The sequence below is a fragment of the Shewanella sp. 1CM18E genome (assembly GCF_023161665.1).
In the GTDB taxonomy this organism is placed as follows: Bacteria; Pseudomonadota; Gammaproteobacteria; order Enterobacterales; family Shewanellaceae; genus Shewanella.
In genome coordinates this window covers 205,807-222,604 of sequence record NZ_JALNTW010000004.1, presented here as the reverse complement: position 1 = coordinate 222,604, position 16,798 = coordinate 205,807, and the positions used below count along the sequence as shown (strand labels likewise).

The 16,798-nt window shown below is 43.2% G+C and carries 13 protein-coding genes; 10 read left to right on the top strand and 3 right to left on the bottom strand.

What is annotated here, in order from left to right; all coding sequences use genetic code 11:
- The first annotated feature begins 20 nt into the window (after nt 1-20).
- Nucleotides 21-1,040 carry a two-component system response regulator gene (locus tag MSG37_RS08225; protein ID WP_248470110.1) on the top strand — a complete coding sequence of 340 codons (1,020 nt, stop codon included), beginning with the start codon at nt 21-23 and terminating at the stop codon, nt 1,038-1,040.
- Between the two features lie 97 nt (nt 1,041-1,137).
- Here MSG37_RS08225 and ygfZ read toward each other — a convergent pair whose 3' ends face one another.
- Nucleotides 1,138-2,109 (bottom strand): tRNA-modifying protein YgfZ, encoded by a 972-nt coding sequence (gene ygfZ / locus MSG37_RS08220; RefSeq protein ID WP_248470109.1) that lies wholly within the window; start codon nt 2,107-2,109, stop codon nt 1,138-1,140.
- A gap of 186 nt (nt 2,110-2,295) precedes the next feature.
- The gene (gene serA, locus MSG37_RS08215; protein WP_248470108.1) at nt 2,296-3,525 is read right to left on the bottom strand and encodes a phosphoglycerate dehydrogenase; all 1,230 of its coding nucleotides are present in this window, start codon (nt 3,523-3,525) and stop codon (nt 2,296-2,298) included.
- A gap of 264 nt (nt 3,526-3,789) precedes the next feature.
- Between serA and MSG37_RS08210 the strand changes: the two genes are divergently transcribed.
- The 7 genes from MSG37_RS08210 to katB all read left to right on the top strand — a co-directional run bounded on the left by MSG37_RS08210 (nt 3,790) and on the right by katB (nt 11,346).
- Nucleotides 3,790-4,401, top strand: coding sequence for a DUF2238 domain-containing protein (locus tag MSG37_RS08210; RefSeq protein ID WP_248470107.1), 612 nt, complete (start codon nt 3,790-3,792; stop codon nt 4,399-4,401).
- Nucleotides 4,402-4,633: 232 nt separating this feature from the next.
- Nucleotides 4,634-5,308, top strand: coding sequence for a response regulator transcription factor (locus MSG37_RS08205; protein WP_248470105.1), 675 nt, complete (start codon nt 4,634-4,636; stop codon nt 5,306-5,308).
- Between the two features lie 584 nt (nt 5,309-5,892).
- A complete protein-coding gene (locus tag MSG37_RS08200; RefSeq protein ID WP_248470104.1) occupies nt 5,893-7,119 on the top strand; it encodes a NupC/NupG family nucleoside CNT transporter in 1,227 nt (408 codons plus the stop codon).
- A 348-nt stretch (nt 7,120-7,467) separates the two neighbouring features.
- Nucleotides 7,468-8,181 carry a purine-nucleoside phosphorylase gene (deoD, locus tag MSG37_RS08195; protein WP_248470239.1) on the top strand — a complete coding sequence of 238 codons (714 nt, stop codon included), beginning with the start codon at nt 7,468-7,470 and terminating at the stop codon, nt 8,179-8,181.
- Nucleotides 8,182-8,546: 365 nt separating this feature from the next.
- Nucleotides 8,547-8,984, top strand: a complete 438-nt coding sequence (locus MSG37_RS08190; protein ID WP_248470103.1) for a PaaI family thioesterase — start codon at nt 8,547-8,549, stop codon at nt 8,982-8,984.
- A gap of 175 nt (nt 8,985-9,159) precedes the next feature.
- Nucleotides 9,160-9,414 (top strand): hypothetical protein, encoded by a 255-nt coding sequence (locus tag MSG37_RS08185; RefSeq protein WP_248470102.1) that lies wholly within the window; start codon nt 9,160-9,162, stop codon nt 9,412-9,414.
- 468 nt (nt 9,415-9,882) lie between these two features.
- Nucleotides 9,883-11,346 (top strand): catalase, encoded by a 1,464-nt coding sequence (gene katB, locus MSG37_RS08180; protein WP_248470101.1) that lies wholly within the window; start codon nt 9,883-9,885, stop codon nt 11,344-11,346.
- Between the two features lie 116 nt (nt 11,347-11,462).
- Here the strand turns inward: katB and MSG37_RS08175 are convergent, their stop codons facing one another.
- On the bottom strand, nt 11,463-12,017 hold the full coding sequence (locus tag MSG37_RS08175) for a TMEM165/GDT1 family protein (RefSeq protein ID WP_248470100.1): 555 nt from the start codon (nt 12,015-12,017) through the stop codon (nt 11,463-11,465).
- Nucleotides 12,018-12,707: 690 nt separating this feature from the next.
- On the opposite strand from MSG37_RS08175, the gene MSG37_RS08170 reads away from it, so the two are divergent.
- Nucleotides 12,708-13,907, top strand: a complete 1,200-nt coding sequence (locus MSG37_RS08170) for an aromatic amino acid transport family protein (protein WP_248470099.1) — start codon at nt 12,708-12,710, stop codon at nt 13,905-13,907.
- Nucleotides 13,908-14,200: 293 nt separating this feature from the next.
- The gene (locus tag MSG37_RS08165) at nt 14,201-16,357 is read left to right on the top strand and encodes a S46 family peptidase (protein ID WP_248470097.1); all 2,157 of its coding nucleotides are present in this window, start codon (nt 14,201-14,203) and stop codon (nt 16,355-16,357) included.
- Nucleotides 16,358-16,798 lie beyond the last annotated feature (441 nt).

Below are 16,798 nucleotides of genomic sequence, written 5' to 3'. Positions count from 1 at the left end.
TATCAAGGAGAGCGAGGTTAATGGAGAAAGCCACTGTTTTAGTTGTTGATGACACACCAGAAAATATTGATATTTTGGTGGGGATATTAGCGCCCAGTTATAAAGTGAAAGTGGCTATAGACGGACCTAAAGCCTTAGCACTCGCGGTAAAAACATTGCCAGATATCATATTGCTGGATGTGATGATGCCTGGCATGAATGGCTATGAAGTGTGTAAGCGGCTTAAACTTGAACCATTAACCTGCCACATCCCCGTTATCTTTGTTACCGCACTGAGTGATGTTTCAGATGAAACTCAAGGCTTTGAGTTAGGCGCTGTGGACTACATTACTAAACCTGTTAGTGCACCAGTGGTCAAAGCTCGGGTGAAAACGCACTTGGCCTTGTATGATCAAAAACGCTTACTTGAGCAGGAAGTTAAGGCGCGCACTAAAGAGCTTGAAGAAACTCGCTTTGAGATTATTCGTCGCCTTGGTCGTGCGGCAGAATATAAAGACAATGAAACAGGTTTACACGTGGTAAGGATGAGTCATTATGCTCGCCTGCTGGCTATTGAGTCCGGCTTACCCGCGCAATACTGCGAGCTAATTTATAACGCAGCCCCTATGCACGATATAGGTAAAATTGGTACGCCAGATTCTATTTTGAAAAAGCCAGATAAGCTTAATGAAGATGAGTGGCAGGAGATGCAACGCCACGCTGAAATTGGCGCTGAAATTATTGGTGAACACTCAGATCCGCTGCTTGAAATGGCGCGTAGAATCGCAATTAGTCACCATGAAAAATGGGACGGCAGTGGCTACCCACATGGCTTAGCTGGCACAGATATTCCGATAGAGGGACGCATTATTGCTATTGCCGATGTGTTTGATGCATTAACCTCAATCCGGCCTTATAAAAAAGCCTGGTCAGTTGCAGAAACCGTTGCGCTAATTGAGAGTGAATCAGGCAAACACTTTGATCCAGAGCTGGTGGTGCATTTTAAGCAAGTTGTAGACGAAGCGATAAAAATTCGTGATAGCTATGGCGAAAATACGTAGTGGCATTACTGAATCGGCATAACTTTGTATGAGTTAGCAAAAAGGCGCATTAAGCGCCTTTTTTATTAACTAACAGAAGTCTGGTATTAACTGCAGCTTAGTCTTGTTCTTCTAGCGAGTATGGCAGTGCGATAAGACTTAACGTTGAAGCTTCATCACCGGCAATTCTAAGCTTTGCATCAAGCTCTGTGTCGTTAGCCAATACGGCAGTTAGCAATACTTGGCCATCACGCTGAGTGCTTTCGATAATGCTTCCAGCTCGGCGGTAGCCTGCATCATCCTCTAACGCAATTTCAAGCTGGCTTTCACTGGTTAATGGTAACGATACCTGACCAGTTACAATATAAAGGGCACGCTTATTACCGCCGCGATACTTCATACGGGCAACGGTTTCTTGGCCCATGTAACAGCCTTTTTTAAAGCTAATACCGTTAACTGCCTGCACGTTACACATTTGCGGTACAAATTGACCTTGGTGGGCTGCGGCAATATTTGGGTAACCCGCTAAAATCTCCAGTGCTTGCCATGCGCTTGCATCAAAGATAGGTTGCTCGATTTTAGCCACTAATGCATCAGCATGTGCTTGGTCGATAGCCAAGATATAACGACCGTTATCATGAATAATCGCGCCATTATCAATCAAGGTTAGTTCAGCATTAAGCTCACCAAACTGTGTGGTTAGCCAAGCTTGAGCTTGCTCGCCGGCCACACCGAGTAATAACCAAGCATCACTAACATCAGTGAGCTCCGCTTTGCTAAATACCGCGTACTTTTGCAGTTGTGGTAGGTCTAATGCCAAGGTGTCTTTTGGCATCAGTAGAAACAGGGTGTCATCTTTGGCAAAGGTTCTAAAGGTCGCCAACATCTTACCCTTAGGATCACAATGTGCGCCCCAGCGCCATTGGTCATTTTCAAGTGAGCTAATATCGGTGGTCACTTGGCCGTGAATAAAGCTGCGACCTTGCTCACCTGTGACAGACATTAAGCCTAAGTGTGAAAGTTCAGCAAAAAGCAGTTCTGGCTGTGGGTCGTTAAGAGACCAAGTAGGCTGAGAAGTTGACAGCGTCATCTGAGAGTCCAAGAATTAAATCAAGTAAGGACAATGATTGTACCGCTAATTTCCAAGCGTGCAAGCGCAGTAGCTCAAACAATTTGTGTCGCAGTAGATAAAAACAAAGGCCGTATAAACTGATTTATACGGCCTTATTTTACGTGCTATTAGCTTGGTGCTAACTCACCAGGTTTATAGCTTCAATCAGTGAAGTAAACGGGTTCTAATCGTCCCTTCAATTGCCTGCATTTCAACTAAGGCTTCATCAGCTTGATCTGAGTCGACTTCCATCACTACATAACCAATTTCAGCGGTAGTTTGTAGATACTGAGCAGCAATGTTGATGCCTTTCTCTGCAAACGCCGAGTTAATCTTGATTAGAATACCAGGGCGGTTGTGGTGAATATGCAACAAGCGAGATGTGCCTGTATGTTGCGCCAGCGATACTTCAGGGAAGTTAACTGCTGTCATGGTCGAACCATTATCAGAGTACTTCGCAAGCTTACCAGCAACCTCAATACCGATGTTCTCTTGGGCTTCAGCTGTGCTGCCACCCACATGAGGAGTCAGTAACACGTTATCTAAGCCGCGCAGTGGGCTGATAAACTCATCATCATTTGACTTAGGTTCAACCGGGAACACGTCGATTGCCGCACCTGCAAGATGCTCTTCTTTAAGTGATGCCGCTAATGCATCAATATCGACTACGGTACCGCGAGATGCGTTAATCAAGATGCTACCTTTACGCATAAAGGCAAGTTCTTCATGACCAATCATCTCTTTGGTTTGTGGTGTTTCTGGTACGTGTAGGCTCACTACATCTGCCAATGAAAGCAGTTGCTGCAGTGAATGCACTTGCTGGGCGTTACCTAACGGTAGCTTGTCTTCGATATCGAAGAAAATCACTCGCATACCTAGTGTTTCAGCCAAAATACCTAACTGAGTACCAATATGGCCGTAACCGATAACACCTAAAGTTTTGCCGCGAGCTTCATAGCTGCCAGAGGCGCTTTTTAGCCAACCGCCGCGGTGGGCTAGGGCGTTGCGCTGCGGAATACCACGTAGCAACATAATGATTTCGCCCAATACCAATTCAGCCACACTACGAGTGTTTGAGAAAGGTGCGTTAAACACTGGGATCCCCAGTTTTTCAGCAGCTTTTAAGCTAACTTGGTTGGTACCAATACAGAAACAGCCAATACCAACTAGTTTTTCAGCGCGGGACAAGACATCTTCAGTCAATTGGGTACGGGATCGAATACCAATGAAATGCGCATCTTTAACGGCCGCATGAAGTTCATCTTCAGCAAGTGATGCTTTGTGATATTCAATATTAGTGTAACCAGCACGTTCAAACACATCTACCGCAGATTGGTGGACGCCTTCCAACAGCAGGATCTTAATTTTATCCTTGTCCAGCGAATGTTTCGCCATGATTTATGTACCCTTTTAGTTTATATGTATTATGTATACTTAATGCCACCGCAGAGCCGACTAAACTCTACGTTGTAGGAGTGGTTTGGGTATAGACTGTCAATGTACTAAGGACTGTAAAGCCTCGACAACCGAAATTTGCTTCGAGAGTTCGAAAGCGTAACAGAGGTAACAAAGTAGCACTTTTTTTGGTTGCTGTGGAGGGCTAGATGGCTAAAGTGTTTATTCGTAATTTAGAACAATATGGTATATGAGGGAGTTATTTTGAATAAAAGCACTGTGTGGCTAGTGATATTCTTCGCTGTATTGATTTGGTCAGGGATTAATCCTAAAGACCAATTTACTTGGTTTTTAGAAGTGGCGCCGGCGATTATTGCCTTGCCAATACTAATCCTTACCCGTAAAAGTTTTGCGCTCACCAGTTTAGCTTATGGTTTGGTCTTAGTGCATTGCGTGATCTTAATGGTCGGCGGGCATTACACCTATGCTGAAGTGCCGTTATTTGACTGGATCGCAGATTGGACCGGTGGTGATCGTAACAATTACGATAAGGTTGGCCATTTAGCTCAAGGTTTTATCCCGGCATTGTTAGCGCGTGAAGTGTTTATTCGTCTTAATGTGGTTAAGGTCGGGGCTTGGTGTAACTTCTTAGCTGTTTGTTTTGCATTGGCATTTTCAGCCTTTTACGAGCTGATTGAGTGGTGGGTTGCAGAGCTAACCGGTGAAGATGCCGAAGCCTTTTTAGGTACTCAAGGGTATGTTTGGGACACGCAGTCTGACATGGCAATGGCATTGATAGGCGCAATCGCCTCAGTGTTACTGCTCGGACATTTGCATGACAAGCAATTGAGTGTAAAACTAGCTCAGCAGAGTTAACATTAAGCTAACAGGTTAAACCACTCAAATGCAGCAGAGGGTGAATAAACTCTGTATACTCTCGCTGTTTTTGGCGGATCGCATGATGCGGTCTGCATAAATATTTAATAATGCCGAAGTCATCTCCGTTATCGAGTCGACATATTGCAGGTGTAAGCTGCTATTGCAGCAATAACTACATTAGCTTTTGTTTTGTTTAGCGGACAGGCATAACTTTTCAGGGAGAAAAGTGATGAGTAAAATTGACGAAATAGTCTTCCTTCATCAAGTGGCTTCCCCTTGCCATTTAGCTATTCTTGCAGATTCTATAGGACTAAAAACACGGGTTGTCTCGGATATTGAGCAGTTAGAAACTGATACCAATAAACGCTGCTTTTACCTCGTGTCTCAGCAAGGTGCTGCGTTAGATAATAATGGTATTCCTCTAGTGGCGACTCAACTCGTTAAGCATGTACCTGTTGCCTTATATGAGGTTGAACGCGAGCGTTTAAATGGTGAAGCAGCATTATTAGGCGGCTTTTGTGGCTTACTGTTTCTTGAGGAGCGCATGGATCTATTGCTTACCGGATTACGCAAGATGTTGGCCGATGAGCTTTGGTTTGATAGACCTTTGCTAAGCAAAGTATTTCGTCATTTAGTGAGTAAGGTTGAAGTTTCTCAAGACTTAACTACCGAGAGCGCTGAAACCTTAGAAGTACTGACAAACCGTGAAAAGACCATTATTCAGTTAGTGTCTAGTGGTGCGCGTAATAAAGAGATCGCCAATAAGCTCAGCATTAGTGAGCACACGGTTAAAGCACACATTTCCTCGATTTTTAGAAAGACCCAAGCTCGTAATCGAGTCGAGTTGTTGCGTTGGGCACAATCATTTCAGAGTCACTTAGATTTATTTGCACTGACTCATTAAAAACACTTCGATTAAAAAATGAGTCCACAGAAAAGGCTTTATTAAAAATTGACCTTGGAAAGCTATAACTCGCTTGGTTATAGCGCTATGCAATTAGAGCCTTAACTTAAATAGCCATCAACTAAAGCTGCTAGCCTGGGGTGATGCTCTTTGTATGCTGATTTAATTTATGGTTAATCTAGCGCAGTTAATAATGACGAATCGCAGTAAGAATGCCTAAAACAGCTGTTAAGCATGAATAACCTAAGTTTAGGGTCGTTTATTTAAGTTGTAAAATTACAAAACTGTAGCTATTTGATCGGTTTCCGGCTGTTTTAGAGCGCTAAAATTGTTTGTCCTTCCCCTTTTGTAAATCACTTTAAATGTAATCTGTTGTGGCTTTATTTGGCTCGGCAGTTGGCTTTGTGTCTAATTTTTGTTTTGCTAATGTTTACTTTTGTGCGATTTTTACTTGCTTCGCATTCAGTGAAGTGCGAACTCGACAAAATTCCAAATTATCTGCAGCAAATCCTAGTTAACTCCTTGCAGCAAACTTTTGCCTGTATACACTGCGGACACATCAAGATTTAAATGGTAATAAAGTTATGGAAGTTTTCATCAGTTTGTTCGGTATGCTGTGTCTAATGGGACTGGCAGTAGCCTTATCAGAAAATAGAAAAGCAATTAACCTTAGAACAGTATTAGGTGCACTTGCGTTTCAAGTCGCCTTTGGTGCATTTGTTATGTATGTGCCAATGGGTCAAGCAGTGCTAGATGGCGCATCAAACGGCGTAATGCATGTTATTGGCTATGCTAACGAAGGTTTAACCTTCTTATTTGGCGACTTAGCAAAATTTGGTGTTGGCTTTATCTTTGTGATTAACGTGCTATTTGTTGTGGTCTTTATTAGCGCATTAATTGCCGTACTTTATTACCTTGGCATTATGCAGATGGTTATTGGCCTTATCGGTGGCGGCTTATCTAAGCTGCTGGGCTCAAGCCGTGCAGAATCATTATCGGCAACGGCTAACATTTTTGTTGGTCCAATTGAAGCGCCATCAATGGTGCGTCCTTTCGTAAAACACATGACTCGCTCTGAGTTATTCGCAGTGATGACGGGCGGTTTAGCATCGGTTGCTGGCGGCACCATGATTGGTTATATCCAGATGGGTGTTGACGTTAAATACGTGCTAACCGCAGCGTTTATGACTGCTCCTGCTGGTTTATTGTTTGCCAAACTAATGTGGCCAGAAACTGAAACGCCACAAAACGATATCAAGAAAGTGATGGACGATGTGGAAGACAAGCCAGCTAACGTGCTTGATGCAGCCGCTGGCGGTGCCGCAATGGGTATGCAGCAAGTCATGTCTGTATCAGCCTTGTTGTTAGCATTCGTAGCGCTAATCGCTATGGTGAACGGCATGTTAGGTGGTATTGGTGGTTGGTTCGGTATTGAAGGCCTAACCATGCAAGCTATCTTAGGTTACTTACTTGCACCGCTTGCTTGGGTGATGGGTGTACCTTGGAGCGAAGCGACTCAAGCGGCATCGTTTATTGGCCAAAAGATGGTTATCAACGAGTTTGTTGCTTATATCGACTTCTTAAAAGTGGCAGATCAGCTATCTGAAAAGACGCAAATTATTATTAGTTTTGCCCTGTGTGGTTTCGCTAATATTGGTTCATTAGCCATGGTTATTGGTGGTTTAGCAGCGCTTTGCCCTGAGCGTCGTCAAGACTTAAGCGCTCTAGGTATGAAAGCCCTAATCGCTGCAGCTCTAGCTAACTTAATGAGCGGTACCATTGCAGGTTTGCTATACAGCTTAGCGGGTTAACCACTCTGGTTTGAAATTGTAATTTTTATCATGAGTAGGTGTTTATACCAATCAGTATAAACATTTAGTCACTCAGCGAGAGTTTAGCGGTTTTGAGGCAAGGCAACGAGTGAAGAGCATAGTTGCTCTACGTTCAAGCTCGTTAACACAGCATCAGAATCGCTAAAACTCGCCATTCTGGAGCGCTTTTGGCTGCCTACTTCTGCGTTGAATAGCTTGATAAGGGAATAACCATTATTGCAGCTATTCGCCTTGAATTAGTTTGCCAAAAACCGCTCTGAGTAGATTAAATTCTTATACTGATTGGTATTATTAGCGCAAACAACTACTCAATTTTTTTAAGGAAATATCATGACTCCACATATCAATGCCGAAAACGGTGCTTTCGCTAAAACAGTATTAATGCCTGGTGATCCACTGCGTGCTAAATACATTGCTGACAACTTCTTAGAAAACGCTGTATTGATTACAGACGTACGTAATATGTTGGGCTACACCGGTGAGTACAAAGGCAAGAAGATCTCTGTTATGGGTTCTGGCATGGGTATTCCATCTATCTCTATCTACGCTAAAGAGCTGATCACTGAATACGGCGTTGAGAATATCGTTCGCATCGGTTCTTGTGGCGCTATCAGCGATAACATCAAGTTAATGGACGTTGTTATGGCAATGGGCGCAAGTACTGATTCTGCAGTAAACAGAACTCGCTTTGCACACACTGACTTTGCAATGATTGCTGACTTTAACCTACTTAAGCGTGCTGCTGATTCAGCTGAAAAGCTAGGCGCTAACTACCATGTCGGTAACCTTTACTCTTCAGATCTATTCTATAGCGCTGATGAAGAACGTTACGACCTAATGGAAAAGTACGGCATCTTAGGCGTCGAAATGGAAGCGGCTGGTTTATACGGTGTTGCGACTGAATATGGCGCTAAGGCATTGGCGATGATGACAGTAACGGACCACATTCGCCAAGGTTTGCATTTGACTGCTGAAGAGCGTCAGCAAACGCTGAATGACATGATCAAGCTTACTCTAGATGCGGTAGAAGACTTACTTTAATCAATATTAATGGTTGCTTAAGCTTATTAAAGTATTTTGCGCGCCATTAGATAGTGATCTGTTGTAAGTGTAACGTTTTACCCTATGGCCGCGGCTAGGCACATTAAGTTGGACGCCCAGCGTTATCAACAAAAAATACTAAGCCTAGTCGCGCGCCAATTCAGCCCAAGTAGCAAATCTGCTGTTTGGGCTGAATTGTTTCTGTTCATTACATGATATCTATCCTGCCTATATCCCTATTACTTTTTATTTCAACTCTATATTCCAACTCTTAAGCTAAAATAGCCAAGCAAGATTTTGATAGGTTTAAAGATCTTTGCAGACAAAGTAGACTAGTTGCACTAATAGTATTTTTGGAAAAAGAAATGTCGATTTGGTTTAAGCCTGTAACGCTTGAGATCTGCGCTAAGATGGATGCCGGAATGCACGGCAAAGGCACCTTGATGCAAACCATGGGGATTACTATTACCGAGATTGGTGATGACTATATGGTAGCGACTATGCCTGCAACGCCTGCGATACATAACCCTCTAGGGATAGTGCATGGTGGCGCAAATGTCGCGTTGGCTGAAACGGTTGCTAGCTATGCGGCAAACTTTGCAGTCGACTTTGAAAACTACTACTGCGTTGGCCAAGAGATCAATGCTAATCATCTCAAAGCTTCACGTAATGGCCTGTTGACGGCAACGGCGAAACCTATTCATTTGGGCAAGCGCAGCTCGGTGTGGGAAGTGCTGATCCATAATAGTGCAGGTGAGCTCTGCTGTATTTCGCGCATGACGGCGGCAGTCGTTAAGCGTTAAGCGTAAGCTTAGTGTTCTTGTTATATTGCTAGGCGTAAATTGTTTGGCTTAACCCTGTTTTATTGTTGGTTTTTTGATCATAATAAAGTCATGTTTCGAGTATCGGTTATTGAATTAGCTAGTGATGTGGCTAAAAACTGCTCCGATAAAGCATGGCAATAAATAGGGGGAAGCGATGGATAACGCAACAATATGGGAATGGGTAGGATACCTAGCATCGGTCGTCGTCGCGATATCGCTAATGATGTCTAACATTAAAAAGCTACGTTGGTGGAACCTAATTGGTGCTGCGCTATTTGTGGCTTATGGCTTAGCCATTGATGCCATTCCGGTTGCACTGGTAAATTTCTTTATTGTGTTGATTGACGCCTATTACCTAGTGAAGCTTTATAAAGCGGATTCACAAATTAATGACACCACAGAATTATAAAAAATAACCAATTAGGGGAAGAAATGACTCATTCTTCCCTTTTTTTACAAATGTAAATAGAGTAAAAACACTACCTTCTGGAGTTATCCTCTGTTTTCTTCTCAATAAATCGTTGATTTCTAGTGTTTAAAACTCACAAACTTAAAACTTGTTGGTGATTAAACCTGAACATTTTATTTATTGATTAGCATCAATACTGTTAATTAAATTCAACACTAATCTGCAAGCTCTTAATTAAATTGAAGTTTACTGAGCACCATCTTTCCGCCTCCTTTAATCTGTAATTTAGTTTAAGCTTATCGTCTTTAATCGTTTTATTGTTTTGTGGAAGGTGTTTATTCTTACCACATCGACAAGCGGCAAGTAGCCGCATTGCCATAGCGTATCGCAGATTAGGGGTAAACCATGGCCACCGTATTTGATTTAATCGAAACTTGGCTCGAAGCTAGCCAAGGTGAGGAGTAATTTATGAGTCAGCAAAACCGAGTTCTTACCGCACAAAATGGCGCACCAATCAGTGATGACCAAAATTCACTATCAGCAGGCGAGCGTGGTCCACTATTACTGCAAGATTGGCACCTTATTGAGAAGCTAGCGCATTTTAACCGCGAGCGCATCCCTGAGCGTATCGTGCATGCCAAAGGTACCGGTGTTTACGGTAAGTTCACCCTAACTCGCGATATGAGCGAGTACACAATCGCTGACCACTTCAACGGTGTAGGTAAAGAGACTGAAACCTTTGTGCGTTTCTCTACAGTTGGTGGTGAAATGGGTTCTGCTGATGCAGAGCGTGATCCACGCGGCTTTGGCCTACGTTTTTACACGACTCGCGGTAATCACGATATCGTAGGTAATAACACGCCGACGTTCTTCTTACGTGATGGTATTAAGTTCCCAGACTTTATCCATACCCAGAAGCGTAATCCACAGACAAACCTGAAAGATCCACATGCAATGTGGGACTTCTGGGCACTAAATCCAGAAGCTATGCATCAGGTGACAGTATTGATGTCAGACCGTGGTATTCCAGCTAACTACCGTCAAATGCATGGTTTTGGTTCACACACATTCTCTTTCTGGAACGCAGAAGGTGAGCGTTTCTGGGTGAAGTTCCACTTTAAGACTAAGCAAGGTATTGCTAACTTAACAGCTGAGCAGGCGGATATCCTTAAAGGTATTGATCCTGATTCGTCACAGCGCGATATGGTGGCAGCGATTACTGACGGTAACTTCCCTAAGTGGGCCGTTAAAGTACAGATCATGCCAGAAGCTGAGGCTAATACTTACAAGATCAACCCGTTTGACCTTACCAAAGTATGGCCACACGCTGATTATCCACTGATTGAAATTGGTGAGTTAGAGCTAAACCGTTTACCGCAAAACTACTTTGCAGAAGTTGAGCAAGTGGCACTAGCGCCAAGCAACTTGGTACCAGGTGTAGGGGCATCGCCAGATAAGATGCTGCAAGCACGTTTGTTCGCTTATGCTGACGCTCAACGCTACCGTATTGGTGCCAACTACAACCAGTTAGCTGTTAACTGCCCACATGCAACAACAGCTAATCATCATCAGCGTGGCGGAGCAATGGCGGGTACACAATGTCCATTCTCTGGTAGCCAAACAGGTGGTGATGCAAGCAGAAACTACGGACCAAACAGTTTTGACGGCCTACAAGACCAAGCGCAATTTGCTGAGCCACCACTGCGTTTAGATGGCGAAGCTGACCGCTACAGTCGTTACGACCAAGATGATTTCAGTCAAGCTGGTGACTTGTATCGTTTACTGCCAGAAGATGAAAAAGCGCGCTTGATTGCTAATATCGTTGGTAGTTTGAGTCTAGTTAGCGAAGCTACGCAGCTGAAGATGGTAGAACACTTTACTGCTGCTGATAGTGGTTACGGCCAACGTGTTAAAACTGCACTAGGCATGTAACTTAGCTAACTCTGCATTAGCAGGCATTAAGCTTAAGTAAGCGACATCAAAAAAGGCAAAGCAGTTATACTGTTTTGCCTTTTTGCTTTTAACCGTTTAGCTAAGATTAACCATGATTAAAACATCAAGGTCGCAACACCTAGCAGTGCAAACAATACGGCGCAGCCGCGGTGGATCCAAGTAAGTGGTAGCTTTTCAGCGCTAAAGTGACCAGCAATAACAACTGGCACATTGGCGATTAACATGCCCAGTGTCGTTCCAAGTACTACCATTGCTAAGGCATCATATTTTGCCGACAGCACCATAGTGGCTATCTGGGTTTTATCGCCCATCTCTGCAATAAAGAATAAGATAAAGGTTGCTAAGAAAGGCCCCATGGCATAAAAGCGGCTTTCTTCTGTATCGACTTTATCAGGGATCAGCACCCACAGTGCAATCGCAAAAAATGAAGCGGCGACTAAATAGCGTCCCACATCTGGGCTTATCCAAGATATTGCCCATTGCCCTAACCAAGCGGCAGCAAAGTGATTCACTAAGGTTGATAGAAAAATACCTAGAATAATGGCGGTTTTATTTTTGAATCGCGCAGCTAAAATCAGTGCTAATAATTGAGTTTTGTCGCCGATTTCGGCAATGGCTACGGTAAAGGTTGAGGCGAGCAGTGCTTCCAAGAGTTAATCCTGTAATGGGGACTTATTAGCAATAACTAAGCACAGCAGCTCTTCCCCAAATTTAAGAGGTGCGGTGCTCAGGTCTTGCTGGGCAAGATCAAAATCGATATTTTGATCTGCTGTATGTACCATGGCATGTGGCCAATTATGTTGATACATACTCAGTAGATAACAGTCACAATGTATAGTCTATTGTGTTGTCATGTTACTGATAGCTACTCCCCCGAAGCGAGAGGCCGCATTATAACGACTACGCTGTTTTTTTCAACGCTAAAGCCAAAGAGTGCAATAAATTAATTGGTAATTTAGGACTAAGTAACGTAGCTGTCGCTTAAACTTTACATCTATGTTAACGAGTCGTGCCGAGTTGATTTTAAGTGCCCTAGAAGGCTTGCCCGCAGGGAATACTGCTGTTAATGTCGGGACAGTCATTTTTTAGAGAAAGAGCCGTAATGAAGCAATTCACTCAGTATTTTCCACGATTTATCCAGCCTCAGTGGCTAAGTTGATAAGGTGAATACACGTTTTATTTAACTAGCCGTTGGGGCCAATTGGAATCTTTAAGGTCGATGATGACCAGATTCGATTGGGGGCAGTTATTGATATTGTTAACTTGCAAAATTCTCTCCCTCAAAGTCGTTCTAAATCTGACCTACAAAAATAAATTATAAAATTTAACAGGACAATTTTGTGAACTCAAAAATACTTGGCTCAATTGCCATCGTTGCTGGTACAGCAATTGGCGGCGGTATGTTGGCTTTGCCTTTAGCAACAGCTTCATTAGGTACCATTCCCGCTTTACTTCTATTGGTTGCTATTTGGGGCGTATCGATTTACACCTCACTCTTGATGCTTGAAATCAACCTACGTACTGGTGTCGGACTTAATATGCACTCGATTACCGGCAAGACTTTAGGTCGTGTTGGTCAACTGTTTCAAGGTGCATCTTTCTTAAGTTTACTGTTCGCATTAACCATGGTTTATCTAATGGGCGGCTCGTCGCTGCTTGAATCAAAGATGGACCTTGTTGGTATGGAGATGGACAACCAAATTGCGGTACTCATCTTTACTGCGATCTTTGGTGGTTTGATTGCTGTCGGCGTACGCTGGATTGATAAAGTATCGCGCGTACTGTTCACCTCGATGATTGCGCTGTTAGTGATTGTGGTAGCTTACCTGCTGCCAGAAGTCGATATGAGCCTGATGATGCGTGACTCAACAGAGGGTATGGTCAGCAGTAGTGATTTGACTAATCTTTGGTTAGCGGCAATCCCAATTGTATTCACCTCATTTGGTTTCCATGTCTGTATCGCAACAATTGTGCGCTACTTAGATGGCGACGCTATGTCACTGCGTAAAGTACTAATTATTGGCTCAACCATCCCACTTGTTTGCTATATCCTGTGGTTAATGGTGACCTTAGGTACCTTAGGCGGCAAAACCGTTTATGCTTTCGATGGCTCTTTACCTCAGTTAGTTTCAGCGCTACAAGGCGTGGCTGAATCATCCATTTTGCAGCAGTTTATCGATCTGTTCGCTAACCTGGCATTGGTGACTTCATTCCTAGGTGTGACCATGAGCTTGTTTGACTATATTGCCGAACTGACTCGCGCTAAAGAAAACGCCCTTGGTCGTGCGCAAACTTGGTTATTAACCTTTGTACCGCCATTACTTTGTGCACTTTACTACCCAGACGGTTTCTACAAGGTGTTAGGTTATGCTGCTATTCCATTGGTGGTGATGATTATCTTCCTGCCGATTGCGATGGCGCTTCGCCAGCGTAAGCAGAACTTAGGTGGTTACCAAGTTTGTGGTGGTAATACAGCGCTAGGTTTAGCCGCTCTTGCGGGTTTAACCATTATTCTTGCCCAGCTATGGGTAGCACTGTAATTGATAATGTCAGTGTAAAACTGCAATAACAGTGGTTGATAACAGCTTTGTAAGAGAGTAATTCATAGGCTGTTGTTCCCTGCGACTCATGTGATAAAGTCGAGCACTAATATGAAAATATTGGCTCGGCTTTTTTGTTTTAAGCCTCCAAATAGATTCTCATAATCTGATGTAATAGCAATCAGTACAAGCCTAGGCTTTTAAGCTGCGGTGAAGAACAAGCAATCAACAAAAATTCTAAAAATACTCTTAATAAAACTATTTAATAAGAGATAAAAAATGGACTTATTAAAATGAAAAAATGGCTTTTAACAGCAGCTATCGCGACCTCTTTTGGCGCTATAGCTGACGAAGGTATGTGGCAGCCCCATCAGCTTCCTGCAATGGCAGATGAGCTAAAAACAAAGGGATTAGAAATTGACGCTAACTCAATTTCAAAACTGACCGAGTTCCCGATGAATGCAGTAATTAGTCTAGGTGGCTGTACTGCATCATTTGTATCGCCAAAGGGCTTAGTGGTGACTAACCATCACTGTGCTTATGGCTCAATTCAATACAACTCTACTCCTGAAAATAACTTACTGCGTGATGGCTTTTTAGCTAAGTCGTTTAGCGATGAGCTACCAGCAACACCGGGCTCACGTGTGTATGTGACTGAAAGCGTAGTAGATGTAACAGACAAGGTTAAAAATGGCCTTGATGGCGCGACAGGTAATGCGTTTTATAAAGGCATTGAGCTACAGGAAAAGAGCTTAGTTGCTGAGTGTGAAAAAGAAGACGGTTACCGCTGTAAGGTTTATAGCTTTCATGGCGGTCTAGAGTATTACCTTGTTAAGCAATTAGAAATTCGCGATGTACGCTTAACTTACACTCCAGCATTGAGCGTAGGTAAGTACGGCGGCGATATCGATAACTGGATGTGGCCACGTCACACCGGTGATTATGCTTTCTACCGTGCTTACGTATCAAAAGATGGTAAGCCAGCAGATTATAGCGAAGACAACGTGCCATACGAGCCAAAAAGCTTCTTGAAAGTATCAGCTAAAGGCGTCAGCGAAGGCGACTTTGTGATGGTTGCAGGCTACCCAGGCCGCACCAACCGCTACCGCACTGCTAACGAAGTTGAAAACCAGTTTGAGTGGGCGTATCCAGAAGGTAAGATTTTGCGTGAGCGCATTATCGAGATCATCAAAAATACTGCACCAGAAGGCAGTGATGAGCGTATTAAGTATGAAAGCGCGATTGCTGGCCTAGCAAACTACGCCAAAAACTTCACCTCGATGATCGAGTTTTACGGTAAATCAACCATGCTTGATGACCGTAAAGGTTTAGAACAAGACTTAGCTAACTGGATTAACGCCGACAGCAAGCGTAAGCAGCAATACGGTAAGGTGCTAGCTGAGCTTGATAAGCTGATTGCTAAAGGTCAGCAAGGCCAAGAGCGTGACTTGCTATTAAGCTACATGGGTTACAGTACTATGATGAGCACAGCTGATCGCTTGTACCGTTTAGCTAATGAAAAAGCACTACCAGATATGCAGCGTGAGCCGGGCTATCAAGAGCGTGATATGACTCGCTTTACTTCAGGTATGGAGCGTATCGAGCGCCGTTATGCGGCAAGTGTTGATAAAGCCATACTGGCAGACTTAATTAGCCGTTACGCTGCACTACCAAAAGATCAGCGTTTACCAGCGTTCGATAAAGCCTTTGGTATCGGCAACAAGTTCGACATGGCGAAATTTAACAAGACGTTAGATAAGATGTACGCCAACACTAAGTTGTCTGACAAAGACACCCGCCTAGCGTGGATGGATAAGTCAGTTGCTGAGTTTAAAAAGTCAAAGGACCCATTTATTCAGTACGCAGTTGCGACTTATGACGAGCGCATGAAGCGTGAAAAGGCTGAAAAACAGTTAGCAGGTGATTTGATGAAGGTGCGTCCACAGTATATGGATGCGATCATTGCCTATAACCGTGAACAAGGTAAGCCAGTTTATGCTGACGCTAACTCAAGCCTACGTGTCACAGTGGGTCATGTGAAAGGTTACTCACCAGAAGATGGCCTTAAAGCTGTGCCGTTTACCCGCCTAGAAGGCATATTGGCAAAAGACACAGGTGTTGAGCCGTTCAATGCACCAGAGAAGCAGTTAGAGCTTATTGCTAATAAGCAGTACGGTGATTACTACGTGAAATCACTCGACTCTGTACCGGTTAACTTCCTATCAACCCTTGATACCACTGGTGGTAACTCAGGTTCACCTACCTTAAATGGTCGCGCTGAACTTGTGGGTCTGCTATTTGACGGTGTGTACGAGAGTATCATTGGTGATTGGGGTTACGATCCACAGACTAACCGTTCTATCCAAGTGGATAGCCGTTATATGCTATGGGTAATGAAGTATCTTGATAATGCCGATAACCTATTAGAAGAAATGGAAATCGTTGATTAATCAACTAGTCATATAGACCAAGGTGAACTTGGTCTTTTGTGTATTAAAGCCGAAACATGAAAGTGTTTCGGCTTTTTTGATCTACCATTTTGAACGGCCAATGCGTATTAACAGGGTAAGATTTTTCTCTGCAGTATAAAGCGAGCATCAACAAGTGCTGAATATTATTAGCTAATACTCAATACTCAATACTCAATAGCTTATATTTGATAGCGTGCGACATTTAAATATTAGGATTTTATTATTTAAATAAGGTTTGTCTAATTAATGTTGTTGGCTATTTGTCTATGTATCCCTAACTATTTTTAAATATTAGCCAGTATTAATGCTAAAGGTTGTTGCTGTTATTACTTTGGATGTTTTTTAAATTGGAATTCACCATATCCAATTGTATTTAATAGTTTTTGTTTGGATTTGTAACTCTAACTATGCATCGCTTGC

Excerpts from the sequence above, each read along its gene's own strand:
- MSG37_RS08225 (WP_248470110.1), top strand. The coding sequence starts at position 21 with ATGGAGAAAGCCACTGTTTTAGTTGTTGATGACACACCAGAAAATATT.
- ygfZ (WP_248470109.1), bottom strand. The coding sequence starts at position 2,109 with ATGACGCTGTCAACTTCTCAGCCTACTTGGTCTCTTAACGACCCACAG.
- serA (WP_248470108.1), bottom strand. The coding sequence starts at position 3,525 with ATGGCGAAACATTCGCTGGACAAGGATAAAATTAAGATCCTGCTGTTG.
- MSG37_RS08205 (WP_248470105.1), top strand. The coding sequence starts at position 4,634 with ATGAGTAAAATTGACGAAATAGTCTTCCTTCATCAAGTGGCTTCCCCT.
- MSG37_RS08200 (WP_248470104.1), top strand. The coding sequence starts at position 5,893 with ATGGAAGTTTTCATCAGTTTGTTCGGTATGCTGTGTCTAATGGGACTG.
- MSG37_RS08190 (WP_248470103.1), top strand. The coding sequence starts at position 8,547 with ATGTCGATTTGGTTTAAGCCTGTAACGCTTGAGATCTGCGCTAAGATG.
- MSG37_RS08185 (WP_248470102.1), top strand. The coding sequence starts at position 9,160 with ATGGATAACGCAACAATATGGGAATGGGTAGGATACCTAGCATCGGTC.
- katB (WP_248470101.1), top strand. The coding sequence starts at position 9,883 with ATGAGTCAGCAAAACCGAGTTCTTACCGCACAAAATGGCGCACCAATC.
- MSG37_RS08165 (WP_248470097.1), top strand. The coding sequence starts at position 14,201 with ATGAAAAAATGGCTTTTAACAGCAGCTATCGCGACCTCTTTTGGCGCT.